Raw genomic sequence first — 24,700 nt, forward strand, 5'->3', positions numbered from 1 at the left:
GGGAGCAACTTCACGTGGCATCACTTATCGAAAAACTTCTCCGCACGGGGGACAAAAAAACCCTGCGGCAACTGCGGAACTATGCCGATTCCATTAATGCCCTGGAAAGCTCCTTCCAAACCTTCACGGACGCTGAGCTCCGTGAGGAAACTGACCGTCTGCGCGAACGCCACCAGGACGGCGAGAAGCTGGACGATCTGTTGCCGGAGGCCTTCGCGGCCGTCCGCGAAGCTTCCTCCCGTACCCTCGGCATGCGCCACTTCGACGTCCAGCTCATGGGCGGTGCCGCCCTGCACCTGGGCAACATCGCCGAAATGAAGACCGGTGAAGGCAAGACCCTGGTGGCCACTGCTCCGGCCTACCTCAATGCCCTCACCGGCAAGGGCGTCCATGTGGTCACCGTGAACGACTACCTCGCCGAATACCAGTCTGACCTCATGGGCCGCGTCTACCGCTTCCTCGGCCTGACCAGCGGTTGCATCCTGTCCAACCAGGACCCGGCACTGCGCCGCGAACAGTATGCCGCGGACATCACCTACGGCACCAACAACGAATTCGGCTTCGACTACCTGCGCGACAACATGGCGTGGGACAGCTCCGAACTCGTCCAGCGCGGCCACCACTTCGCCATCGTCGATGAAGTGGACTCGATCCTGATCGACGAGGCCCGCACCCCGCTCATCATCTCCGGCCCGGCCCAGGGCGACACCAACCGCTGGTACAGCGAATTCGCCAAGGTCGTCACGCGCCTGCAGCCCGAGACCGACTACGAGGTCGACGAGAAGAAGCGCACGGTCGGCGTCCTCGAGGCCGGCATTGAGAAGGTCGAGGACTACCTCGGCATCCACAACCTCTACGAGTCCGCCAACACCCCGCTGATCGGCTTCCTGAACAACGCCATCAAGGCCAAGGAACTCTTCAAACGCGACAAGGACTACGTCATCCTCGACGGCGAGGTGCTGATCGTCGATGAGCACACCGGCCGCATCCTCGCCGGCCGCCGCTACAACGAGGGCATGCATCAGGCCATCGAAGCCAAGGAAGGCGTCGAGATCAAGGCCGAGAACCAGACGCTTGCCACGGTCACCTTGCAGAACTACTTCCGCATGTATGACAAGCTCGCCGGCATGACCGGCACGGCCGAGACCGAGGCCGCCGAGTTCATGAGCACCTACAAGCTCGGCGTCGTGGCGATCCCGACCAACCGCGACATGCAGCGGATCGACCAGGCCGACCTCGTCTACAAGAACGAGACCGTCAAGTTCGACGCCGTGGTCAAGGACATCGCCGAACGCCACGAAAAGGGCCAGCCGGTCCTGGTCGGCACCACCAGCGTCGAGAAGAGCGAATACCTCTCCCGCCTGCTGGCCAAGGAAGGTGTCCGGCACGAGGTCCTCAACGCCAAGAACCATGCCCGGGAAGCCTCGATCGTGGCCCAGGCAGGCCGCAAGGGCGCCGTCACCGTGGCAACCAACATGGCCGGCCGCGGTACCGACATCATGCTCGGCGGCAACGCCGAGTTCACCGCCGTCGCCGAACTGGCCAAGCGTGGCCTGGACCCCGAGGAAAACTCCGAGGAATACGAGGCCGCCTGGCCCGAGGCTTTCGAGTCCGCCAAACAGGCCGTCAAGGACGAGCACGAGGAAGTCCTCAACCTGGGCGGACTTTACGTGCTCGGCACAGAACGGCACGAGTCCCGCCGCATCGACAACCAGCTCCGCGGCCGTTCCGGACGCCAGGGCGACCCCGGCGAGTCCCGCTTCTACCTCTCGCTGACCGATGACCTGATGCGCCTGTTCAACTCCGGTGCAGCCGAACGCCTGATGAACAGTTCGGTGCCGGACGACGTCGCACTCGAATCCAAGCTCGTCTCCCGCGCCATCGCCTCGGCCCAGGGCCAGGTGGAAGGCCGCAACGCCGAGCAGCGCAAGAACGTGCTGAAGTACGACGACGTCCTGAACCGCCAGCGCGAGGCCATCTACGGTGACCGGCGCCGCATCCTCGAGGGCGATGACCTCCACGAGAAGGTCCAGTACTTCCTGGAAGACACCATCAACGCGTTCATTGACGCGGCCACGGCCGAGGGCACGGGCGACGACTGGGACTTCAACCTCCTGTGGTCGAACCTCAAGACCCTGTACCCGGTGAGCTTCACGCCGCGCGACGTTATCGACGAGGCCGGCGGCAAATCCCGCATCACGGTTGACTTCCTGAGGGAAGAGATCCTCTCTGACGCCCGTCTGGTCTACCAGGCCCGGGAACAGGCAATCGGCTCCGAAAGCATGCGCGAGCTCGAGCGCCGCGTGGTCCTGTCCGTGATCGGTCGGAAGTGGCAGGAACACCTCTACGAGATGGACTACCTCAAGGAAGGAATCGGGCTGCGCGCCATGGCGCAGCGCGACCCGCTGGTGGAGTACCAGCGCGAGGGCTTCATCATGTTCCAAGCCATGATGGAGGCCATCCGCGAGGAGAGCGTCGGATTCCTGTTCAACCTCGAGGTCGAAGTGACGCCGGCCGAGGACGTTGTGGTGGCGGACGCCGCCGGCCAACATACGGAACACCACGAGCCGCAGATCCACGCCGCGGGACTCGAGGCTCCGGAGAAGCCGGCGCAGCTGCAGTACACCGCCCCCGGTGAAGACGGCGCCGCCCAGACCCGGATCGAGGCGAAGGCTTCTGGACGCTCAGGAAACCCCGCCAAGGCTGCGGCGCAGGACATCGGCCGCCGCACCGCGAAGAAGAAGCGGCGCTAGCAGGCGGCGCCAGTCGCGGTTGCCGGCGCAGAGGCAAACGCAGGAGGACCGGAACGATTGTTCCGGTCCTCCTGCCGTTGTGCCTCCTTTCCTTGCAAACCGGGTTTCCGCTTCGAACCCGGCCTGCGTATCGTTCCCGCCCCCAGCCGACGGGTTTCCGTTTCCGGTCCCCGGCCGGGCCGCTCAGCCGATCTCCAGGACTGTGACGCGCCAGGCCACGGTGCCGCGCTCGAGCCTCAACGCGACCGCGCGGACCCGCGATTCCTCGACCACCACTGCGCTCGCCTCATAGACGTCATCCGACACCCTGCAGGCCCGGACGGACCGGACCGACGGGTTGCGGTGCAGACGGCCCGCCGTTGGCGAGCTACCGGAGGCGACCCGACGGGTCAGTGCGGCCCGGTGTTGCAGGGCCGCCAGGCACCGGGGGTCCAGCCGGCGGGAGAGCTGCTGCGCGGGCCGCGTGCCGGCCAGGACTTCGATGGCCGCCTGCACCGTGCTGCGGGAGATCGCACAAATCTCATGGTTTTCGTCGACCACGCGCAGGGGCGCCGGGACCGCAGCCGGGCGGATGGCTGGTGTTGCCGTGCCGGAGACAACCCGGAGGGCGGAGGCGGTCGTGGTCGCCGCGGCGGCGCGGATCCCGGTGACTGGATTCATGACGGTTCCTTTGCTGGGCTGCTGATGCGGGGTGATCTCTCGGCTGGTGCTGACATGTGGTGCTGACGTGCTGGGGTGACGCGTGATGCGGCGTGTCCCTAGATTCCCGGCGGGAGGACAATGACCTGTCCCGGCCGCAGGAAGTGGGGGTTGGCTCCGATCGCTTCACGGTTGTTCGCATACAGCCGTGGCCACTCTCTGGCGATGTCGGCGTCGGACGCGAGGGGTCCCAGCGCGGCCGCGGCGATGCTCCACAGCGAATCACCGGACCGGACGGTGACCTCCCTGGCTGCGCCGGGGGTGTCCTGCGTGCGCACGTGCCGTGCCGTCAGGGGGCCGGCATCCACGACCGGGCTGAGGGGTTTCCACCGGGGATCCACCGCGGAACTTACCGCGGAGCCGGTAGCCGGCACCTGCGGCGCCGGGGCGGGCGTCGGGGCAGGGGGCGAAGACGGGGCAGGTTCGGGGGCGCTAGCGGGCATCGCGGCGCGGGCGGGTGTCCAGGATACCGAGACTGCCGCCGGGACTGGCCGGCCGGGATCCGGCACGTCGTGCGCGATTGCGGCGTTGGCCATCGGAGCGGTCATGAGCTGCAGGCCAACGGCGGCGAGAACCAGCCGGCGCATGAATGCCGGGCTGAAGCGCCCCGTGGCGGCCGCCGCGCGGGTCCTGCCGAGACGGTCGAGCAGGGCCGCGGCGACGGCGATGGCGAGGGACAGGACCCACCACGTGATGACGATCAGCCCCGCGGTATTCGCCGCGATCCCCAGTTGGTCCTCGAAGGACAGTGACTGGTGGCGCTCGGCGGCTAAGTGCCAGCGCTGGACGAGGAAGCTTCCGGTGGCAGCCAGGAAGACGCCCAGCATCAGGATCACGGCTGCCATGGCCGCGTCGGCCCGGACCGTTTGCCGGGGCCGGGGGTGGGGATTCTGTCCTGTTGTCCGGTCCATCGCTAACCCTCCATCGACCTTCAACATCATTTGATACATTTTGATGTTGTTTGATGTTGTTTGATGTCATTGAGTAAAGTCTGATCCGCGATGGCCTCGTTTGTCTAGAGGCAGCCCGCAGTCTGTGGATTGACCGGTGCGGGAGGCGCGCCTACGCTGGCGCAATGCGGTGGGACGCCCTGTTTGACGACATGGAGGCACAGCTGGCCGCGCGCCAGCAGTTGGATTTAGAGGCGGAAGTAGCAGAACGCGCACTGGTGGACGCGGCGGGGGTGGAGCTCGCCGACCGGCTGCGCGGGTCCCTGGGACTGGGCATCCGCGTTCACCTGTCGTCAGGATCCGCGTTCGAGGGGGTCCTGAGCCACGCGGGCAGCGAAGCCCTGGTCCTTGATGAGCCCCACCACCAGGTACTCGTTCCCTATGCCGCCGCCGTGCACTATGTTGGTCTTTCGCGGCTGGCGGTGCCCGAACAGTCAAGGGTCCGCCGGCGGTTAGGTTTGGGCAGCGCCCTTCGGGGCCTCGCCAGGAGCCGGGCGCGCGTGACGATTCTTGTCTCGCGGGGGCCGTCGGAGACGGTGTTCCACGGCGTTATTGACACTGTTGGCCGGGATTTCCTGGATCTGGCCGTGGCCCGGGAGGGCGGGGGCCGGCGTCCGGCGAATGACCGGCAGGCGGTGACCATCCCCTTTGGCGCCCTGGCGGGCATCAGGTCCGTCAGCGCCGCGGTCGACTAGCCAACCCTGCGGGGTCAGCTCCCGGCGGACTTCGCCTTAGCCTCTTCGATCATGCGGCTGGCCTCGGCGTAGCGTTCCTGGATGTACTGCTCCAGCATCTTCTCCTCAACACGCCACTGGCCGCGGCCGCCCACCTGGATCGCCTTGAGTTCGCCGCTGCGAACGAGTGCGTAGGCAGCCGGGGAGTTGATCTGGAGTTGCTCGGCAACGTCCGCGAGGGTCAGGAATCGGGGCATGTGTCCATTTTGCCACCGTTGGCGTCAATTGGTGCCGTTATCCACAGTTTGCGCCTGTTTGTCCCTACATCTTCCGCCCGGACCGCCGGGGCGTAACAATAGGGGTGCCAGGGGTGCCCGGCATCCCGGGAATGGACGGCGGCGACAGGGGGAGCGGACGCATGAGTGGAAGCGCGGCAGCCGAAGGGGCCCGTTTAAAGAAGCCGTCCTGGAAAGATCCCCGGCTCCTCGTCGGTATCCTGCTGGTCCTGGCATCCGTGGTGGGCGTAGTGTCGCTGGTCGGTGCCGCGGACCAGACCACTGAAGCCTATGCCGCGCGCGAGTCGATCGCCGTCGGCGAGACGCTGACCCCTGACAAGCTGCACCGGGTCAAAGTGCGGCTCGGCGAGGTCGAGCAGCACTACCTGACCCCGGAGTCCGGCCTGGATACCGGCCTCGTGGCAGTGCAACGAATCGGCAAGGACCAGTTGCTGCCGCGCGAAAGCGTCGGGCAGCTCGACCGGCTGGACCGCAAACCCGTCGCCGTCACTGTCGAAGAAAGCCTTCCCGCCCAAGCCGCGGCGGGCTCCCGAGTGGACGTGTGGGTTGCCCTGCCGGATGCCCGGAACGGCTTCAGCGAACCTGCCCTGCTCCTCTCGGGCGCCGAAATTTCCCAGATCACCGAGGGGAGTACAGCTCTCGGGTCTTCCCGCTCGACTGTGGTCATGGTGCTGGTCCCGGACGCCCAGATGCCGAAACTTCTGGGGGCGCAGGCCAACAAGGCCAAGATTGCTGTGGTGTGGAACCCGGGCGGTACCGGGCGATGAGCATACCCGTGGTGACTGTGGGGGACTCACGCGATGATCTGGTGGGAGGCCTGGAACGCCTGCACGGTCCCGTATCCGTTGTTCGGCGGTGCAGCGAGTTGGCCGAACTGCTGGCCGCCTGCCAGAGCGGCCTTGCCCGAGCCGCTGTCGTCGCGGCGGGCAGCGAAGAACTGACGGCCTCTCTCGTGGACCGCCTGTCCGCTGTGGGCGTCGTGGTCATTGCGCTGACCGACAATCCCGGGGAAACGGCCCGCCTGCGGACCATCGGCGTGGCAGCAGAAGCCCGCGGGGTTGACGCCGTGGCCCTTGCGGCACGAATTGCAGAGGCCGTGGCGCAGCTCAGCGGCACGGGAGGCGGGCCGGGAAGTGCCGCACCGGACGGCGACGCCTCCGGCATTTCCGCGGGCCAGTCCTCGGGCCCTGACGAGGTGGCGCGGCCCTCCGGAGAGCACGTGGCGGGCGCCCCGGGCACTGCCGGGACGGGCCGGATCATTGCGGTCTGGGGCCCGGGCGGCGCGCCGGGCCGGACCTTGGTGGCTGCCAACATCGCTGGTGAGCTGGCCGCGGAAGGACAATCCGTGCTGCTGGTCGACGCCGACAGTTACGGCGCCAGCATGGCCGCCCTGCTGGGACTGCTCGACGAGGCTGCCGGACTGGCCCAGGCCTGCCGCCTGGCCGACCAGGGCCTGCTCGACGCCGAGGCCCTGCTCCGGGTCGCCACCACGGTGGCGAGCAAAGCCGGGACGTTTCGCGTGCTCACCGGGATCACGAGGGCGGACCGTTGGACGGAATTGCGCGCCGCGGCGCTCACGCTGGTGCTGGAACGGGCAAGGGAGATCGCGGATGTCACCGTGGTGGACACCGGCTTCTGCCTTGAAGCCGATGAGGAACTCGGCTTTGACACCGGCGCGCCGCGCCGGAACGCGGCGACCCTGAGGAGCCTGGAAATGGCCGATACCGTCTTTGCCGTCGGGGCCGCCGACTCCATCGGAGTGCCACGGCTGGTCCGCGGCCTGGCCGAGCTTCAGGCGGCCGTCCCGCAGGCATCGCCCCAGGTTGTCATGAACAAAGTCAGAGCCGCCGCCGTCGGGCGTTCGCCGGAACGCCAGCTCAGAGAAGCGTGGGCGCGATACGGCCCTTCGGTGCCGTTGTCGGCGTTCCTGCCCTCAGACCCTGCGGCGAGCGACGCCGCCTTGCTGACGGGAACACTCCTGCTCGAATCCGCCCCTGAATCTGAGCTCCGGCGTGCAATCGCCAAAATGGTTTGTGCACCTGCCCAGCGAAATAAGAAATCCTTTGGCTTTTCTTCCACAGCACAGCGCCGGGCAAAGAGCTAGGGTCATCGTAAGGGCCGCAAAGAGGCGGCTGTGAACTTCTTTTATGGAGGCGTTTCGATGTCGTCTGGGTCCAGCGTGGAGGATCAACCCGTTTCGATCGGTAGTAGCGAGAGCTATCTCGGGGATTACTACGAGCACCTCGCGGAGGAGGATTTCCGGGCCTATCCCCAGGAAGTCCTGACGGCAAGGGCCGATACCCACCGCCAGATCGCAGCGACTCGGCTGCCGGGCATCGCGAACATCGCCGTCCGCGACGAGGCCGATTGCAGCGTCCTGTACATCGTCACGGATGACATGCCCTTCCTCGTGGACTCCGTTAACGCCGAACTGGTCCGTCAGAACGCCCCCATCCACCTCGTCCTGCACCCGCTCTTCGTGGTGACCCGCAACCGCGAGACCGGCGACCTGGTCAAGGTGGCGCGCGTCCCGTCCCACCTGGGCTTCTCGAGCGGAGACACGGCGGCCATGCCGAACATCTCGCACCTGATCGCACAGGGCGACAACGCCTCGCACATGGAATCCTGGATTGCCGTCGAAATCGACCTCGTCAGCGAACAGAAACGCGAGGAGCTCGTGAAGGGCATCTCCCGGGTGCTTGGCGACGTCCGCGCCGCCGTCGAAGACTGGCCGAAGATGCGCGCGAAAGCCCTGGAGATCTCCGCGGACTTGGACCGGGTGGCCAACCGGGCCCAGATTGCCGAGCTGCGGCAGGCGCAGGATCTGCTGCGCTGGCTCGATGACGGAAACTTCACCTTCCTCGGCTACCGCGAATACGACCTCGTCAACGAATCCGGCGAGGACGTGCTGGAACTGCGCGAGGAAAGCGGCCTCGGCCTGCTCCGCGCCGGCGCCGACGCCCGCCAGGTCCAGCACCTCACCGAGGCCGGCAGGAAGAAGGCCCGCGAGAAGCGCGCCCTCGTGATCACGAAGGCGAACTCACGCTCCACTGTGCACCGCTCGGCCTACCTGGACTACATCGGCGTCAAGAGCTTCGACGCCGCCGGAAACGTCAACGGCGAACGCCGCTTCATCGGCCTCTTCGCCACGACCGCCTACGCCGGATCCGTCCGGGACATCCCCGTGGTCCGGGAAAAGGTGGCCGCGGTCCTCGACGACGCCGGCTTCCCGCCGGACTCGCACTCGGGCAAGGACCTGCTGGGCATCCTCGAAACCTACCCCCGGGACGAGCTCTTCCAGATCGAAATCCCGGACCTCGCCGCCATAGCCACCGGCATCCAGCGGCTGCAGGAACGCCGCCGGACGCGGCTCTTCCTCCGGCCCGATATCTACGGCCGGTTCATGTCCGCCGTCGTCTACCTTCCGCGCGACCGTTACACCACCAATGTCCGCCTGCGCATTGAGCAGGAGCTGCGCGAGACTTTCAACGCCGCGTCCATCGACTACGAGGCGCGGATGACCGAGTCGGCCCTCGCCCGCCTCTTCTTCCGGATCCGGCTTCCGAAGGACGCCGATGTCAGCAACGTCAACAGCGACGAACTGGAGAAGCGGCTGGTCCGGGCTGCCCGCTCCTGGGGCGAAGGTATTTCCGAAGTGCTGCGCGCCCGCGCCGACGGTGGGGAAGCCGGCATCAGGGAGGACCGTGCCAAGGAACTGGCGGCAGTCTGGGCCGAGGCATTCCCCGCCACCTACCGGGTGGACTACGAGATCGAAGACGCGCTGGAGGACATCGACCGCTTCGAGAAGTACGGCGCCGCCGCCGAACGGGCCGGAGAGGGTGTCAAGGAAGAGCCCGGCGTCCACGTCTACCTTCCGGAAGGCGCCGGCGCCATGCTGGAGGAAGACGCCAGGGTCAAGCTCTACATGCTGGAGCCGAAGAGCCTGAGCCAGATCCTGCCGTATTTCCACAACCTCGGCCTCGAGGTGCTGGACGAGCGCCCCTTTGAGATCGAGACCGCGGACCAGCGGGACTTCTTCCTCTACGATCTCGGCCTGAAGTACCCGGCCGGGGTGGACCCTTTGACCACGGGACAGCTGCTCGCGGACTCCTTCGGAGCGGCCGTTTCCGGTGCCGTGGAATCGGACAGCTTTGACCGGCTGGTGCTGCGCGAACGGATGCACTGGCGCCAGGTGGTCGTGCTGCGCGCCTACGCCAAGTACATGCGGCAGATGGGCAACACCAACTCCTTCGGATTCCTGGCGGACACCCTGCTGGCGAACCCGGACGTCACGCGGGGCCTCAGCAACCTTTTTGCAGCACGCTTCGACCCGGCGCTCAGCGACGCCGAACGCCAGCTCAAGGAAGCCGAGGTCCTCATCGGACTGGACGCAGCGATTGAGCGGGTCGCGACCCTTGACGCCGACCGGGTGCTGCGCACGTTCAAGAACCTGGTCCAGGCCACGCTTCGGACGAACTACTACCAGAACAAGCCCCACCTCAGCTTCAAACTGGATCCGTCCCGGATCGACGGGCTGCCGTTCCCGCGGCCGATGTACGAGATCTGGGTCTACTCGCCCCGGGTTGAAGGCGTCCACCTGCGATTTGGCAAGGTGGCCCGCGGCGGCCTGCGCTGGTCTGACCGGCGCGAAGACTTCCGCACCGAAATTTTGGGGCTCGTGAAGGCCCAGACCGTCAAGAACGCCGTCATCGTCCCCACGGGCGCCAAGGGCGGCTTCTACGCCAAGCAGCTCCCGGACCCGGCGAGCGACCGCAGCGCCTGGATGGCCGAGGGCATCGAGAGCTACAAGACGTTCATCCGTGGCCTCCTGGACATCACGGACAACCTCATGGTCACGCCCGAGGGCGAAACGGTCAGGCCGCCGGCCGACGTCGTCCGCCATGACGACGACGACTCCTATTTGGTGGTCGCGGCCGACAAGGGCACGGCATCCTTCTCCGACATCGCCAACGGGCTGTCCGCCGAGTACGGCTTCTGGCTCGGCGACGCCTTCGCCTCCGGCGGCTCGGTCGGTTATGACCACAAGGCCATGGGCATCACTGCCCGCGGCGCCTGGGAATCGGTCAAGCGCCACTTCAGCGAGCTGGACCTCGACACCCAGTCGGAACCCTTCACAGTGGTGGGCGTCGGCGACATGTCCGGCGACGTGTTCGGCAACGGCATGCTGCTCTCCAAGCACATCCGCTTGCTGGCCGCCTTCGACCACCGGCACATCTTCCTCGACCCCACCCCGGACGAGGCAGCGTCCTACGCCGAGCGCCAGCGGCTCTTCGAGCTGCCCCGGTCCTCGTGGGATGACTACAACAAGTCGCTCATCAGTGAAGGCGGCGGCGTCTTTGCCCGGCAGGCCAAGGCGATCCCCGTGTCCGCCCAGATCCGCGCGGCGCTCGGACTCCCGGACGGCACTACGGAGCTCAGCCCGCCGGAACTCCTGCGCGCGATCCTCCTGGCACCGGCCGACCTGCTCTACAACGGCGGCATCGGCACCTACGTCAAGGCCAGCACGGAAACGAACGCCGAGGTCGGCGACAAGGCCAACGATGCCATCCGCGTCGACGGCCGCGACCTGCGGGTCAAGGTGGTCGGAGAAGGCGGAAACCTGGGGATGACCCAGCGCGGACGCATCGAGGCGGCGCTGCAGGGCGTCATCCTGAACACCGACGCGATCGACAACTCGGCCGGCGTCGACTGCTCCGACCACGAGGTCAACATCAAGATCTTCGTGGACCGGATGGTCGCGGCCGGCAAGCTGGACCGCACCGAACGCGCCGACTTCCTGGCCTCGATGACCGACGAGGTCGGCCGGCTGGTGCTCGAGGACAACATCGACCAGAACATCCTGCTCCTCAACGACCGTATGCGGGTCTCCGAATGGAGCCCCAGCTACGAACGGCTCATGGACTGGCTGGAAAAGTCCGCGGACCTCAAGCGGGACCTCGAGGCGCTGCCCACCACGGCCACGCTGCGCGAGCGGCTGGAACAGGGCCAGGGACTGACCTCCCCGGAGCTCTCGGTCCTGGCCGCCTACGCCAAGATCGAACTGGCTACCGCACTGCGCGACAGCGACCTCGCCGATGACCCGTGGTTCCGCTCGACGCTGCGGGCCTACTTCCCGGAGCAGCTGCGGGAGAGGTTCGACGCCGAACTGGACACCCACCCGCTGCGCCGCGAAATCATCGCGACCATCGTGGCCAACGACATGATCAACCTCGGCGGCATCACGTTCGCGTTCCGCGCCATTGAGGAAACGTCGGCCACGGAATCGGCCGTTGCCAAGGCATTCGTCGCACTCCGCGAGGTCTACGAGCTGGACGTCATGGTCAAGGAGCTCAACGAACTGCCGGCGTCGTTCCCGACCGAACACTGGAGCACCGTTCACCTGGACATCCGGCGGCTCCTGGACCGCGCCGTCCGCTGGCTCCTCGGCCAGGGCTCGGCGTCACGTCCCATCGCCGAGATTGTGGCAGAATTCAAGCCGCTGATGGATCCCATGCGGTCCCGCCTGCTGGACTACCTCCGGGGCGACGACCGTGCCCGCGTGGCCGAGTGGCTGGAGAAGGCGCGCGGCTGGGACCTTCCGGAAGACCTTGCACACCGCTGGGCGGAACTGTTCGAAAGCTTCGTGCTCCTGGACATCGCCAAGATCGTCCATGTCAGCCCGGAGCCCGTGGCCGATATTGCCCACGTGTACTACACGGTCTTCAACCGCTTCCACGCCGATTCCCTCCTCGAGCGCATCACCAAGCTGCCGAGGGAAGACCGCTGGCAAGCACTGGCCCGTGCAGCCCTGCGCGACGACCTCTACTCCACCGTCTCGGACATGACGACGGCGGTACTGGAGAGCACCCCGGCCGGTACTCCGGCCGAGGAACGGCTGGCGGCCTGGGAGGGCCAGAACGTGGAGCAGCTGGGCCGGGCGAAGTCCATGTTCGACGAGGTCAATGCCCTTGAGGCCGATGACATGGCCTCACTGTCGGTAGCATTGAGGCTCTTGAGGTCAATCGTCCGACGCTAGGGGGCTGCTGTCCCCGGCGTCGCAAATGGAGGTGCTGTGGCAATCTTTACGGACCCTATCAGGGAGCATGCTGATTTTGGCCCGGGGGATGCCGAGTGGCTGCACCTCCTGGTCGGCGACTGGCAGATGGTCGCCGACCTCGCGTTCGCCGACCTCGCCCTGTGGTTCCCGCATCCTGAGCTCGGCTACGTGGCGCTTGCCCACGTCCGCCCCTCCACCACGCACACGGTGTTCCACGCCGACTTCGTGGGGGAGGGGATCAGGTCGGACCTGCAGCCGCTGGTCGACAAGGCGTGGGAGAGCCGCGCGATCGAACGCTCCAACGAGACCAACTGGAGCAGCGACATGGCCCTCCGAGTCGAGGCGGTCCCGATGGTCCGCAACGGCCGCACCCTGGCGATCGTCACGTCCCATATGGATCTGTCCAGTTCACGGATGCCCTCCCGGCTCGAACTCACGTACCGGCAGTGCGCCTACGATCTGCTGCGCATGGGCACCCTGGGCCTGTGGCCGGACTTCGCCTCGCCGACAGGCTCGCGCCGCGGTGCCCCGCGTGTGGGCGACGGCCTGATCAGGCTCGACGCCGAGGGGATCGTGCAGTACGCCAGTCCCAACGGGGTTTCCGCGTTCCGCCGGCTCGGCGACGGCGAGTCCCTCGAGGGCCGGTCCCTGGCCGAGGTGACCGCCGGGCTCCTGAAGGACCGGCGCATGGTCGATGAAACACTGCCTCTCGTGGTCACGGGCCGCATGCCGTGGCGCAGTGAAATCGAGTCACGCGGCGTGAGCCTTTCGCTGCGGGCCATCCCGCTGCGCGACGAGCAGCAGCGGTTCGGGGCCCTGGTCCTCTGCCGCGACGTCTCGGAGCTGCGCCGCCGGGAGATGGAACTGGTGACCAAGGACGCCACCATCCGCGAGATCCATCACCGGGTGAAGAACAACCTGCAAACCGTTGCGGCCCTTTTGCGGATGCAGTCGCGGCGCATGGTCAGCGATGAGGCCAAGCAGGGGCTCGAGCAGGCCATGCGGCGGGTGGCGACCATTGCCCTGGTGCACGAGACGCTGTCCCAGGGTCTGACCCAGAGCGTCGATTTTGATGAGCTGATCGGCCGCCAGTTCCGCCTCTCGGCAGAGGTGGCTTCACCCTCGCAACAGGTCAAGACGCAGCGTTCCGGACTCTTCGGCGATTTGCCGAGCGACTTCGCCACCCCGTTGGCCCTCGTCATCAATGAACTCGTCACGAACGCCGTCGAGCACGGGCTGGAGGGACGGACCGGCACGGTCTGGCTGGTCGCCGACCGCTCGGAAACCGAAGAAGGGGACGAGCTTCTCACCGTACGGGTGGAGGACGACGGCGTCGGGCTGCCGGACACGCCGTATGTCGAGGGCCTGGGCCTGCAGATCGTCCGCACACTGGTCACGAGCGAACTGGGCGGCACCATCCACTGGCAGGCCAGGGACGGCGGCGGAACCGCAGTCCAGATTGTCCTGAGCCTTACGACCCATTGAGCCTGCCACACCGGGACGGTGATTTTCGTGGACGCCGCTGCCCTGCGGCGCGGCCCCGTTGACCGGACGCCCCTCACGGGCTCATGCTCCAGCCTGGTCCGCGGGACTGCGGAGAACGGCTTAAACGGACAATGGCCGCGGACCTTTCGGTCCGCGGCCATTGATGCAGGGATCTTGCGGTAGCTGCCGGCGCTTCGGCAGCTGGATCAGGAAGCGCGCCGGGCGCGTGCGGCGCGGCGCTTCAGGGCACGGCGCTCGTCCTCGCTCATGCCGCCCCAGACGCCGGCGTCCTGGCCGGACTCCAACGCCCATTGCAGGCAGGTGTCCACAACGGGGCAGCGCCGGCAAACGCTCTTCGCTTCCTCGATCTGCAGGAGGGCAGGGCCGGTGTTTCCAACGGGGAAGAACAGCTCCGGGTCCTTGTCAAGGCAGGCTGCGCGGTTACGCCAATCCATGCTGATCAGTCACTCCATTCCTGGGAACTCGTTAAATGCCTTTGTGAAATTATTCACTAGAGGCTTCATAAGAAAAGGGCCCATTGGGGCCCCCTCGGTCATCTGGATTAAGCGTGTCATGTTAACGCTGTGTAAACAAGGGGTAATAGAGGTCAAAATGCCTCGAGACCGTGAGCGATGCATCACATTGAGTAGCGACGTCCTCACATCTAGACGACTATGTCCGGTAGTGTGCCAGTGTGTCAAGGCCCCCCGTGAACCCCGAAGATCCCCGCGAAAATGCCGCTGAAAATGCGGGCGACAGTCCAAGCAACCATGCAGGGGGGAATCCCGGCGAAAATCCCCTCCGGCGCGAGGCCGGCGACCCCGCCACAGCCGTCGTGCGGCCCCGCGCCGTCGTCGTCATCGCCGTCGTCGTGGCGCTTGAAGCCACGGCCCTGCTCCTGGCGGGCGTCTGGTACGGGACCCAGCTCGTGACCGGGGCACCGGTACTCTCCTTCTGGGGCGCCGTCTTCACGCTGTGCCTCCTTCTGGCGGCCTCCGTCTGGCTTTTCGCCGTGGCACGCTTCCTCATGCGGGGGTTCCGCTGGCCGCGGGCAGGTGCCCTGATAGCCCAGCTCATCGTCCTGAGCATCGGCTTCCCGACCCTGACCGGCGGCTATCCGCTCGCCGGACTGGCCATGGTGGTTCCTGCAGCCACGGCCATTGTGCTCCTGTTCGACAAGCGGGTCATCGCCTTCGGGTCACGGGCAGCCGGAGCCCCGCCCGCCCTGTAGCGACCCGCAGCCTACCTCCCGCCTGCTCACGTCGAGTCCTGTAGCGGCCCAGCACGTGCGGCCCTCCGTCCGGGGGATATGCGGACCGGGCCGCCGGTAAGTCGGTCTGCAGCCAGTTGGACGGGCGTCGCCCGGCCGTCGGATATGACGACAGCGCGTCCTGGCGGAGGATTCTGTTCCGGTTCGAACCGAACGCCGAACATGTCGCCGTCGATGAGACCCCGCGGACGAATCAGGACCGCCCGTCCCTGGCTGCGCGCGATGCCGGCGAGGGTTACGCGTTGCCCGAATCCGGGGCCGAAACCCGCGGCCAGGACCACACGCCAGCCCAGGCTGTTTAGGGTCGCCAGGTTGCTGTTGGCCTCGGGCGGGAGCAGATCAGCGTCATCTGCCAGCGCTATCGCAGTCCGGTCGAGGGTGCCAGCGAGCGCGGAGGCATGGACTGCGGACCAGTATTGGCCGGGATCGGTCCCTGGCTGCGGTGAGAGCCACGCTCCTGCAGGGTTCATCGCCGGGAGCGCGGCCAGCAACGTGCTCTTCCCGGATGCCGGGCCGCCAAGGACCGCAAGGACACCGCCGGCCGGCAGTCGGATTCCACACGGCCGGAGCTCGTCTCCGGCCACCCCGATGAGCAGTTCGGTGGCCGGGACCGGGACCCGTGCGGTCCCGGGCACTCCACCATCCACTGCACGATCCACTGCAGCAGACGCGGCAGCGATCGTGGACGCGGGTCGCACGGACGGCGCAGGCGGCGCACTCCGAGGGCCGCCCCCGGGAGCCCTGCAGCCGGCCAGAACCTCGTCAACCGTCACCAGTGTTGGCAGGGCGTCGACCCGAAACGGCTTCGTCGCGACGGCTCCGAAAACCTTGCTCCGCCCGCCAGTTGCCATCGGCTCGAACATCTGGGCCGGGTGCCCGGTTGCCCCGGGAACCGGGACGAACGCACCGAATACGGCGACGCGCCCCGGGATCGGCTCCAACGCAGGAAGCCGCGGCCAGGCAAGACGGCCCTCGTCGGTGGACCCCGCGGGAAAGAAGATCCGGTTTGGCAATGCGGCGAAAAACCTGGACGTCACGAGCTCGCGCTCGCCGGAGACCACAACAGTGATCCCGGCCCGGGGTCCGTCGCGCACGATGTCATGGACCAGGTCTTCGGCCCATGCCAGCGGCCCGGAACGGAAGCCCGACACCCAGGCACCCCAGGCGTTGAGCACCAGGACCAGTAAGGGCCGGGGCGAGGCCGCCGGCACACTGAGCCGGAAAGTGACTTCTTCCGCGACCCGTTGCAGCACCCTGGCGGCCCGTCGGAGTTCGTGCAGGCCTGCCACCGCGCCGGACCGGGGCGCCGCCGCGATGGAGACGAAGGCACCGGTGGCGTCGAGGACGTAGAGGTGCGACTCCAGATTGCCGGCCAGAAGCTGATCGACTGCGAGGGCCAGAGTGGCGTCGCTGGTGCCGGCCCCGGCGCCGACGAAGCCCAGATGCCCATGCTTGGCAGGGCTCCAGCTCAGTTCCCTGACGCATTGGAGTTCCGGCAGGTCTACCCGGCCCAGTCGGATCAGGTCCCGGTCGGCCTGCCCTGGACCCGGGTACGGCAATCGTTCCGGCAGGGGGTCCGCTACGGGCCGGCGCGGCAGCGGGCCGCCGCGTTCCTGCCACAGGCCCGCAACGACGTCGATGAGCGGCGCGGCCACCTGTGCCGGCGTCCGGGCCGCGGCGCCGGAGTCTTCCTGCCGACCGGGGAAGCCGTCGGCCGCGAGGCCGGCCGTCTGCGGCCGGGTCAAAGTCTCCGTGACTGTGCGCACCGTGACTGTACCGTCTGCCGGCGCGTCCGTCCCGGACGTCATGGTGGCCGTCTGGAACTCCTCTGGGGATTGTGTGCCGCGGATCAAGAACGCCCGCCCGGGCCGTGCGATGGGGATGGCGGCCGCGAGGCCGGAGCCCATGACGTCGACCGATTCGAGGCTGGACTGGACCCGGAGGGCGATGCAGGTGGTGACATTGGCCCTGATGTCGGCGTTCAGGGCTCCCTGAGGGCGCTGGGTGGCCATGATGAGATGGATCCCCAGCGACCGGCCGATGGCAGCAATCCGCATGAGTTCGGACAGGGCGTCGGGGGCTTCGTCCACCAGGATCCTGAACTCGTCAACGACGATGACCAGATAGGGCACGGCCGGGCCGTCCCCTGGTGATGACTCATACGTCGCAAGATCCGGCGCATTCACCCGAGCCAGCAGCTGTTCCCTGCGCCGAACCTCGGCCCGCAATGAGACGAGCGTGCGCTCCACGTCGGGAGCGCCGAGATCCGTCAGCAGGCCGACGCAGTGCGGGAGCCCGGTCAGCGGGCCCAGGCCCGAGCCGCCCTTGAAATCTATGAAGAGCAGGTTGACCCGGTCCGGGGGATGACTGGCCGCGAGCCCGGCGGCGAAGGTCCGCAGAAACCCCGACTTCCCGGAACCCGTAGTCCCTGCGACCAGGAAGTGCGGACCGTCCGCTTTCACATCGATCCGAATGGCCCCCGAGCTTCCCATACCGACAAGAACCCCCAGTCCGGCGGGGGAGCGGCTCCGGGTCCAGCGCCGGGAGATATCCGCAGCCGCGAGGGGAAGAACGTCCGCCAGTCCACAGCGGTGCGGGACGGTTGGCGGGAGATCCGCCGGGGTCCGCCCGGCGGCGTTGAATCTGCGGCAAAAACGGTCAAAGACGCCCGGCGGGACAAGATCAGGGATGAACTCCACAGGTGGGGCGTCTGCCGTGATGAGGGCGCCGGGCCGGCCGAGGACGATGCCGGGGTGCTGATCGGGGCCTTGTTCCGGTAGATACTCAATCACCCTCCAGCCGTGTGCCGTGGCCAAGTGCCGCAACGTGGGCCGCGTGCCGGCAGCGGCCCGACCGGCAGTGCCCCGTTCGGCCGCGTCCTCATCGGCAGCGTCCGGACCGGCCGCAGCACTGAACTTCCTGGCTTGCCAGGGAGCGTCCCAGAGGATGAGGACTCCGTGGGCACATCCCTCCCCGGGACCGCCAGCCAAGCGGGCTGCGGTGACAGCGTGAGTCGCGGACAACGTGACGCCGGGCAGGAAGCGCGCCGCCAACGGCAGCGTGTCCGCCGCGCCGTGCAGGAGCACACAGGTGCTGCCGGCGTGGGGGTAGGCGGCCAGTTGCAGGATGAAGGAGCGCAGCAGCCCCGCGGCCGCGGACGCGGGCCCGTGGATAGTCACCACCGCAGACGCCGGGTCCAAGGTCAGGGGCGCCGGGCCTAGGGTCGGGGGCCGGAAGCCGGATTCGGGCGGTTCCAGCCGGATATTCGCCCGCTGATCCGCAAGGCCGAGTCGCAGCCAGATGCCCGGAGGCTCCCCGCGGGATGCGCCGCGTGGTGCGGAGGCCTCGGCCGCAGAAGTAAGAACAAGGTCCGCCGCGGAGGGGGCGGCCTGCCGGCGTCGGTCCCGGTCCTGCAACACCGCCGCCGCGATGGCAGCGGCGAGCTCGCGGCGCTGGCGCCGGCCCGACAGAACCGGGACGAGGACGGATACGGCAGATACCGCGGTAAAGGCCAGGAACATCCACATGCCGGTGAGCAGGGCCAGGCCGATGCCGGTCAGGAGCGGCAGCACCGCGGCCAGAACCACGGCGGCCCGGTGGCCTGGGGCAGCGGTGCCGCGGACAACAAGTGGCTCGGCCACGCTGCCGCCTGCATACGCCGTCAGGGAGGCCGCCGCAGCGTCCGGCTCGGTCGGCGGCCCTAGCCGGAGCGACATGGTGGAGTCGCCGCAGCGGATCGAGGACGCCGTGGTTACCGGCGCCGACCGCACTTTGCGGCCGTCGACGCTGGTTCCGTTCGCGCTCCCGAGGTCGACGATCGTGACGGCCGAGTCCGAGACGTCCAGGCGTGCGTGCTCCCGGGAGAGTGCGGCGTCAGGGATCTGGATCTCTGTCCCGCTGCGTCCGATCCGGAACTGGCCCCGCTGCAGCGCGACGACGGTGCCCGCGCCGGGACCGCTGTGGACGGCGAGCAACAACATGGCAGGTTTCGGGTGCCCGGGCCGGGGCCGGGATCGCGCGGCGGAACCATCGGGAGACGCCGTGCCGGCAAATCCACTGCCCGCAAGCCGGGAGCCGTTAGTGGACAGAGCACCGTCAATCAGCACGGCGCCCGGGACCAGGGGAGCGACGCCCACCGTCATGGCGGAAACCGGGGCTCCCCGGACAAACAGTTCACCTGTCCCGTGGCGACGGGCGATGGCAGCTTCCAGATCTGCGCCGGCGCAAGGGGCTGGCATATCGACGGCGAGCTCGATGAGCTGCCCTTCCGGCGTCGATCCAGACCCGTGGGTGCCCTGCGTGAGAGTGCAGTGGAGGGCAGTGCCCGGCACGAGCGTGCAGTGGAAAATCATCAGGGGGCGTCCTTTCCCGCGTGGCGGCCCGCTTCCCACGTTAGGGGCGCGTCGGCTTGGTTGCGGCCGCGAAATTGGGCTATGTGGACAACCCCGGAGCACGCAGCGCATGCGCAGCACCTGCGCCGCACGCGGGCTGCAAGCGCGCCGCACGCAGGCCGCGCGACGCGGGCCGGGCGCCGACTGCAATGGCGCCTCGGGTAGGCTAGAGCAGCAGACAATGCGCAACATTGGGCTGCCCGCATTCGAATCAGGAGAGTTTGTGACCGCTGACCTCGTCATCGTAGGGTCGGGCTTCTTTGGCCTGACAATCGCAGAACAGGCCGCCACAGAGCTGGGCTTGAAGGTAGTCGTCATCGACCGCCGCCACCACATCGGCGGCAATGCCTACAGCGAAAAGGAAGAACAGACCGGCATCGAGGTGCACCGCTACGGTGCCCACCTCTTCCACACGTCCAACGACCGTGTGTGGGAGTACGTGAACCGCTTCACCACCTTCACGAACTACGTTCACAAGGTCTATGGCGTGCACAAGGGCGAGGTGTACTCCCTGCCCATCAACCTGGCCACGATCAACCAGTTCTTCCGGGCCAACCTCACCCCCGGCCAGGCGCGGGAACTGATCACCGAACAGGCCGGCGAACTGGCGGGCACCGATCCGCAGAACCTGAACGACAAGGGCATCCAGCTCATCGGCCGTCCGCTCTACGAGGCGTTCATCAAGCACTACACCGGCAAGCAGTGGCAGACGGATCCCAAGGACCTGCCCGCGGGCATCATTTCCCGCCTCCCCGTCCGGTACAACTACGACAACCGTTACTTCAACGACAAGTACGAGGGCCTGCCGACCAACGGCTACACGGCCTGGATCGAGAAGATGGCCGAGCACCCGAACATTGAGGTCCGGCTCAACACGGACTTCTTCGACGAGTCGCACGAGTACAGCAAGGACAAGGTGGTCGGCACCATCCCGGTTGTTTATACCGGTCCCGTCGACCGCTACTTCGACTACGCCGAAGGCGATCTCTCCTGGCGCACGATCGACTTCGAGGAAGAAGTCCTCGACGTCGGCGATTTCCAGGGAACTTCCGTGGTCAACTACAACGACGACGACGTGCCGTTCACACGCATCATCGAGCCGCGCCACTTCCACCCGGAACGCGACTACCAGACGGAGAAGACCGTCATCATGCGCGAATTCTCCCGCGCGGCGGAAAAGGGCGACGAGCCCTATTACCCGATCAACACTTCCGCCGACCGGGAACGCCTGCTTAAGTACCGCGACCTCGCGGCAGCCGAGAATGACGTCCTCTTCGGCGGACGCCTCGGCACCTACAAATACCTGGACATGCACATGGCCATCGGCTCTGCCCTGACCATGTTTGAGAACAAGATCCGGCCGCATTTCGAGGCCGGCGCCACGATTGAAAGCGGAGGAGTGGACGCATGAGCGCCGCTGAAACGACACCCGGCTGGAACCCGATTCAGCGGGTCATCCTGCCATCGACGGACCAGACCGACACCGTATCCCTCTACGTTGACGCCGGCACCGCCAGCGGCATCCGGCTCCGGGAGAACGACGAATTCGCCCGCACCCCCAAGCTGCTCGAAGACAAGCTGCAGATGTTCAGCTCGGAGAGCCGCGAGGCGCACTTCGAGGACCTCCTTGGCCGGCACTCCATGCGCGTGCGCTCCGGGGAGCAGATCTCGTTCGGCACCTACTTCAACGCCTTCCCTGCCAGCTACTGGCGCCGCTGGACCTCGGTGCGTGACATCCGCCTGGTCGTGGAGACATCGGGCCCGGGAACGGTCACCGTCTACAAGTCGAACGCCCGCGGCTCAGTCCAGCGCGTCGACGGCAAGCACGTCGACGGCGATACCACCTCCACGTTCGAGCTCTCGCTCAAGCCTTTCGGCGACGGCGGCTGGTACTGGTTCGACCTGGCCGCCAGCACCGGCGACCTCGTCCTGAAGAACGGCGCGTGGCAGGCTACCGGTGGCCCCGCGACCAAGGGCCAGGTGACCCTGGAAATCACCACGATGAACAAGCCTGACTTCTGCCTGAACAACGCCCGCATCCTGGCGGAGAACGCGGAGGTCCTTGAGAACGTCAAGGAAATCCTGATCGTGGACCAGGGCACGCAGAAGGTCCAGGACCAAGAGGGCTTCGCCGCTGTGCGGGACGCCCTCGGCGGCAAGCTGCGGGTCATCAACCAGGCCAATCTCGGCGGCTCCGGCGGCTTCGCGCGGGGCATGTTCGAGGCCGTCGAAAACGGAAGCGACTACGCCCTGCTGCTCGACGACGACATCGTCGTCGAACCCGAGAGCATCGTCCGGCTCCTGACCTTCGCCGACCACTGCCGCAAGCCGACGATTGTCGGCGGCCACATGTTCGACCTCTACAACCGCAGCGTCCTGCACACCTTCGGCGAGGTGGTGGACCCCTACCGGATCGTCCCGGCCCTGCCGCATGCCGACATGGAGACACGGCACGATTTCAGCGTCGCGAACCTGCGCCAGACACCGTGGCTGCACCGCCGCGTGGACGTGGACTACAACGGCTGGTGGATGTGCCTGATCCCCACGAAGGTGATCCAGGAAATCGGGCTGTCCCTGCCTCTGTTCATCAAATGGGACGACGCCGAATACGGGCTGCGCGCCCGTGAAGCGGGCTTTGCCACGGTGTCGATGCCGGGTGCTGCCGTCTGGCACGTGTCCTGGATCGACAAGGATGACCTCGTCGGCTGGCAGGCCTACTTCCACGCGCGGAACCGGCTGATCACCACCCTGGTCCACAGCCCGTACCCTAAGGGCGGCCGCGTGCTGCGCGAATCTTTCCAGTCCGACGTCAAGCACCTCGTGTCCATGCAGTACTTCACCGAGCACGGGCGTATCGACGCGCTGCGGGACCTCCTGAAGGGTCCCGACGACCTCCACAAGGTGCTCGGCACCAAGCTGCCGGAAATCAACGCGCTGAAGGCGCAGTACCCGGACGCCCAGCTGAAGGAAGACGTCGATGACTTCCCGGCGCCCAAGATCGGCCGCGGGCCGATGGGCGGGACCGTCGTGGGCCTTCCCAGCAAGAAGCAGCTGATCCCGTGGGGCATCAAAACGGTGGCGCGCCAGCTCATCAAGGCGCCGGGACCGGAAAGCGCCGAACGGCCCCAGGGCTACCTGGCCCACCGCGACAACCGGTGGTACCGGGTGGCGCACTATGACAGTGTGGTGGTCTCCAACGCGGAGGGCACGGGCGCCTCGTGGTACCAGCGCGACCCGAAGAAGCTCAAATCGATGCTGACCGAAGCGACCATGCTGCACGCAAAACTGTTCCGGGAATGGGACAGTCTTGCCGCACAGTACCGCCGCGCCGTCACCGAGATCAGCTCCATCGATGCGTGGAAGAAGACGTTCGAGGCGAACTCCGAGGACGGCAGGTAGATGGCTGGTCAAACCGACCAACTGAACAAGCCCGGATCCGGGCACGGGCTCCTGGACGTCTACGGCGACCGCTTCCTCCTGAAGCTGCTGGTGCGCAAGGAAATCAAGGTGCGCTACCGCGGCTCCGTGCTGGGCCTGCTGTGGTCCTATGTGAAGCCGCTCGTGCAGTTCCTGATCTACTTCGTGGCGCTGGGCATCTTCCTGAACCTTCAGCGGGGAACGCCAAACTATGCGATCTACCTGTTCTCCGGCATTGTCCTGGTGAACTTCTTCACGGAATCGCTGTCCAACGCCACCCGCTCGATCGTGGACAACCGGGACCTGATCCGGAAGATCTACCTGCCCCGGGAACTCTTCCCGGTGGCAACGGTCTGGGTCTCGGCAGCGCACTTCCTGCCCCAACTGGTGGTGCTGGTCGGTGCCTGCCTGGTGGTCGGGTGGGCGCCGACGCTGCTGCAGCTCGCCGCGGTGGTCCTGATCTTCCTCATGGTCGCCGTCCTGGGCACGGGCCTGGGCCTGCTGTTCGGCGCCATGAACGTGTATTTCCGGGACTCGGAAAACATCGTCGACATGATCGTCATGGTCGTCACGTGGGCTTCCCCGGTCCTCTACCTCTGGACGATGGTCGCAAAGGTGATGGGTGACTGGTTCTGGATCTACCAGCTGAACCCGATGACGGTCGCCGTCGAGGTCTTCCACTGGGCCTTCTGGGAACCGACGCTCAAGGCGGACCAGCTGGTCAACGACGCCACACCCCCCGGCATGCTGACGCTGTGGCTGCCCATCGCCATGCTGATCACGCTGGCCGTGCTGTTCGTCGGGCAGTTGACGTTCCGCCGGCTCGCCGTCCACTTCGCTCAGGAGCTCTGACATGACGCCGCAAGGCCACGTGGCCATCATCTGCACCGACGTCCGGAAACAGTTCGTGCTCCGACACACCCGTTCCCTGAAGGAAGCCCTCGTCTGGCTCGTGAGGGGGCGCAAGGGTGACCTGTCGAAGAAGTTCCTGGCCCTCAACCACGTCTCGCTCGAAGTCAAGCAAGGCGAGACGGTGGCGCTCATGGGCCTCAACGGCTCCGGAAAATCAACGCTTCTGAAGCTCATCTCCGGGGTCCTGCAGCCCGACGGCGGCACGGTGCGCACGCGCGGCCGCGTCGCCGGCCTGATCGAGGTCGGCGCAGGCTTCCACCACGACCTCAGCGGCCGGGACAACGTCTACCTCAACGGCGCCATCCTGGGCATGACAGAAAAACAGATCGACGAGAAGTTCGACTCGATCGTGGAATTCTCCGAAATCGGCGAGTTCATCGACACCGAGGTGAAGTTCTATTCCTCCGGCATGTACCTGCGACTGGCGTTCAGCATCGCGGTGCACACGGACCCGGAAGTCTTCCTGATCGACGAGATTCTCGCCGTGGGGGACGAGCCCTTCCAGCGCAAGTGCATCGCGAAGATCAAGGAACTCTCGGACATGGGGAAGACCCTGTTTGTCGTGAGCCATGACCTGGACCTCGTGGCCACCGTGTGTGAGCGCGGTGTGCTGCTCGAACACGGCCAAATCGTCATGGACGGAGAAGTGCACGACGTCGTCGGCGAACTCCGGCGCAGGTCCCTCGCCATGTAGCAGGTCCCTCGCCGTGTGGCGGCGTGCCCGGCAGGCTCCCCGCAGGCCGTCCGTTAGGATAGGCCCGAAACGGGGGCTCAGCCCCGTACCGGGGGATGCGGG

Annotated in this window: 16 protein-coding genes; 11 read left to right on the forward strand and 5 right to left on the reverse strand. The window is 66.8% G+C overall.

From position 1 onward, the window contains the following. Positions 1 to 14 precede the first annotated feature (14 nt). Complete coding sequence (secA, locus tag ACVWZ7_RS17375; RefSeq protein ID WP_116766820.1) at positions 15 to 2,753, forward strand: preprotein translocase subunit SecA; 2,739 nt, start codon at positions 15 to 17, stop codon at positions 2,751 to 2,753. 183 nt (positions 2,754 to 2,936) lie between these two features. Here the strand turns inward: secA and ACVWZ7_RS17380 are convergent, their stop codons facing one another. Together ACVWZ7_RS17380 and ACVWZ7_RS17385 are read right to left on the reverse strand one after the other, a co-directional pair. Continuing rightward, positions 2,937 to 3,413 carry an Rv3235 family protein gene (locus ACVWZ7_RS17380; protein ID WP_344367282.1) on the reverse strand — a complete coding sequence of 159 codons (477 nt, stop codon included), beginning with the start codon at positions 3,411 to 3,413 and terminating at the stop codon, positions 2,937 to 2,939. Between the two features lie 98 nt (positions 3,414 to 3,511). Further along, positions 3,512 to 4,363: a LysM peptidoglycan-binding domain-containing protein gene (locus ACVWZ7_RS17385; RefSeq protein WP_456508568.1), complete on the reverse strand. Its 852-nt coding sequence runs from the start codon at positions 4,361 to 4,363 to the stop codon at positions 3,512 to 3,514. A 164-nt stretch (positions 4,364 to 4,527) separates the two neighbouring features. Between ACVWZ7_RS17385 and ACVWZ7_RS17390 the strand changes: the two genes are divergently transcribed. Beyond that, positions 4,528 to 5,097, forward strand: a complete 570-nt coding sequence (locus tag ACVWZ7_RS17390) for a hypothetical protein (protein WP_456508569.1) — start codon at positions 4,528 to 4,530, stop codon at positions 5,095 to 5,097. Between the two features lie 14 nt (positions 5,098 to 5,111). Here ACVWZ7_RS17390 and ACVWZ7_RS17395 read toward each other — a convergent pair whose 3' ends face one another. After that, positions 5,112 to 5,333 carry a helix-turn-helix domain-containing protein gene (locus tag ACVWZ7_RS17395; RefSeq protein ID WP_018775212.1) on the reverse strand — a complete coding sequence of 74 codons (222 nt, stop codon included), beginning with the start codon at positions 5,331 to 5,333 and terminating at the stop codon, positions 5,112 to 5,114. 161 nt (positions 5,334 to 5,494) lie between these two features. Between ACVWZ7_RS17395 and ACVWZ7_RS17400 the strand changes: the two genes are divergently transcribed. The 4 genes from ACVWZ7_RS17400 to ACVWZ7_RS17415 are packed head-to-tail and all read left to right on the forward strand — an operon-like array spanning position 5,495 to position 13,914. Next, positions 5,495 to 6,139 carry a hypothetical protein gene (locus tag ACVWZ7_RS17400; RefSeq protein ID WP_456508570.1) on the forward strand — a complete coding sequence of 215 codons (645 nt, stop codon included), beginning with the start codon at positions 5,495 to 5,497 and terminating at the stop codon, positions 6,137 to 6,139. Next, the gene (locus ACVWZ7_RS17405; RefSeq protein WP_456508571.1) at positions 6,136 to 7,476 is read left to right on the forward strand and encodes an AAA family ATPase; all 1,341 of its coding nucleotides are present in this window, start codon (positions 6,136 to 6,138) and stop codon (positions 7,474 to 7,476) included. Before ACVWZ7_RS17400 ends, ACVWZ7_RS17405 begins: the two co-directional genes overlap by 4 nt. Positions 7,477 to 7,533: 57 nt before the next feature. Then, complete coding sequence (locus ACVWZ7_RS17410; protein ID WP_456508572.1) at positions 7,534 to 12,408, forward strand: NAD-glutamate dehydrogenase; 4,875 nt, start codon at positions 7,534 to 7,536, stop codon at positions 12,406 to 12,408. 36 nt (positions 12,409 to 12,444) lie between these two features. Further along, positions 12,445 to 13,914: a sensor histidine kinase gene (locus ACVWZ7_RS17415; protein ID WP_456508573.1), complete on the forward strand. Its 1,470-nt coding sequence runs from the start codon at positions 12,445 to 12,447 to the stop codon at positions 13,912 to 13,914. Between the two features lie 206 nt (positions 13,915 to 14,120). Here the strand turns inward: ACVWZ7_RS17415 and ACVWZ7_RS17420 are convergent, their stop codons facing one another. Next, positions 14,121 to 14,369, reverse strand: a complete 249-nt coding sequence (locus ACVWZ7_RS17420; RefSeq protein ID WP_003804966.1) for a WhiB family transcriptional regulator — start codon at positions 14,367 to 14,369, stop codon at positions 14,121 to 14,123. Between the two features lie 239 nt (positions 14,370 to 14,608). Between ACVWZ7_RS17420 and ACVWZ7_RS17425 the strand changes: the two genes are divergently transcribed. Further along, positions 14,609 to 15,145, forward strand: a complete 537-nt coding sequence (locus tag ACVWZ7_RS17425) for a hypothetical protein (RefSeq protein ID WP_425547219.1) — start codon at positions 14,609 to 14,611, stop codon at positions 15,143 to 15,145. Between the two features lie 26 nt (positions 15,146 to 15,171). On the opposite strand, the gene ACVWZ7_RS17430 is transcribed toward ACVWZ7_RS17425, so the two are convergent. Next, positions 15,172 to 19,536 carry an FtsK/SpoIIIE domain-containing protein gene (locus ACVWZ7_RS17430; protein WP_456508574.1) on the reverse strand — a complete coding sequence of 1,455 codons (4,365 nt, stop codon included), beginning with the start codon at positions 19,534 to 19,536 and terminating at the stop codon, positions 15,172 to 15,174. A gap of 262 nt (positions 19,537 to 19,798) precedes the next feature. On the opposite strand from ACVWZ7_RS17430, the gene glf reads away from it, so the two are divergent. From glf to ACVWZ7_RS17450, 4 genes are read left to right on the forward strand one after another with little or no spacing between them, the layout of a single operon-like run. Beyond that, positions 19,799 to 20,986, forward strand: coding sequence for a UDP-galactopyranose mutase (glf, locus tag ACVWZ7_RS17435; protein ID WP_456508575.1), 1,188 nt, complete (start codon positions 19,799 to 19,801; stop codon positions 20,984 to 20,986). After that, complete coding sequence (locus tag ACVWZ7_RS17440) at positions 20,983 to 22,974, forward strand: glycosyltransferase (protein ID WP_456508576.1); 1,992 nt, start codon at positions 20,983 to 20,985, stop codon at positions 22,972 to 22,974. Before glf ends, ACVWZ7_RS17440 begins: the two co-directional genes overlap by 4 nt. After that, positions 22,975 to 23,844, forward strand: coding sequence for an ABC transporter permease (locus tag ACVWZ7_RS17445; protein ID WP_456508577.1), 870 nt, complete (start codon positions 22,975 to 22,977; stop codon positions 23,842 to 23,844). It begins immediately after the preceding gene. A gap of 1 nt (position 23,845) precedes the next feature. Beyond that, positions 23,846 to 24,598: an ABC transporter ATP-binding protein gene (locus ACVWZ7_RS17450; protein ID WP_344367293.1), complete on the forward strand. Its 753-nt coding sequence runs from the start codon at positions 23,846 to 23,848 to the stop codon at positions 24,596 to 24,598. Positions 24,599 to 24,700 lie beyond the last annotated feature (102 nt).

The sequence above is a fragment of the Arthrobacter sp. TE12232 genome (assembly GCF_054062615.1).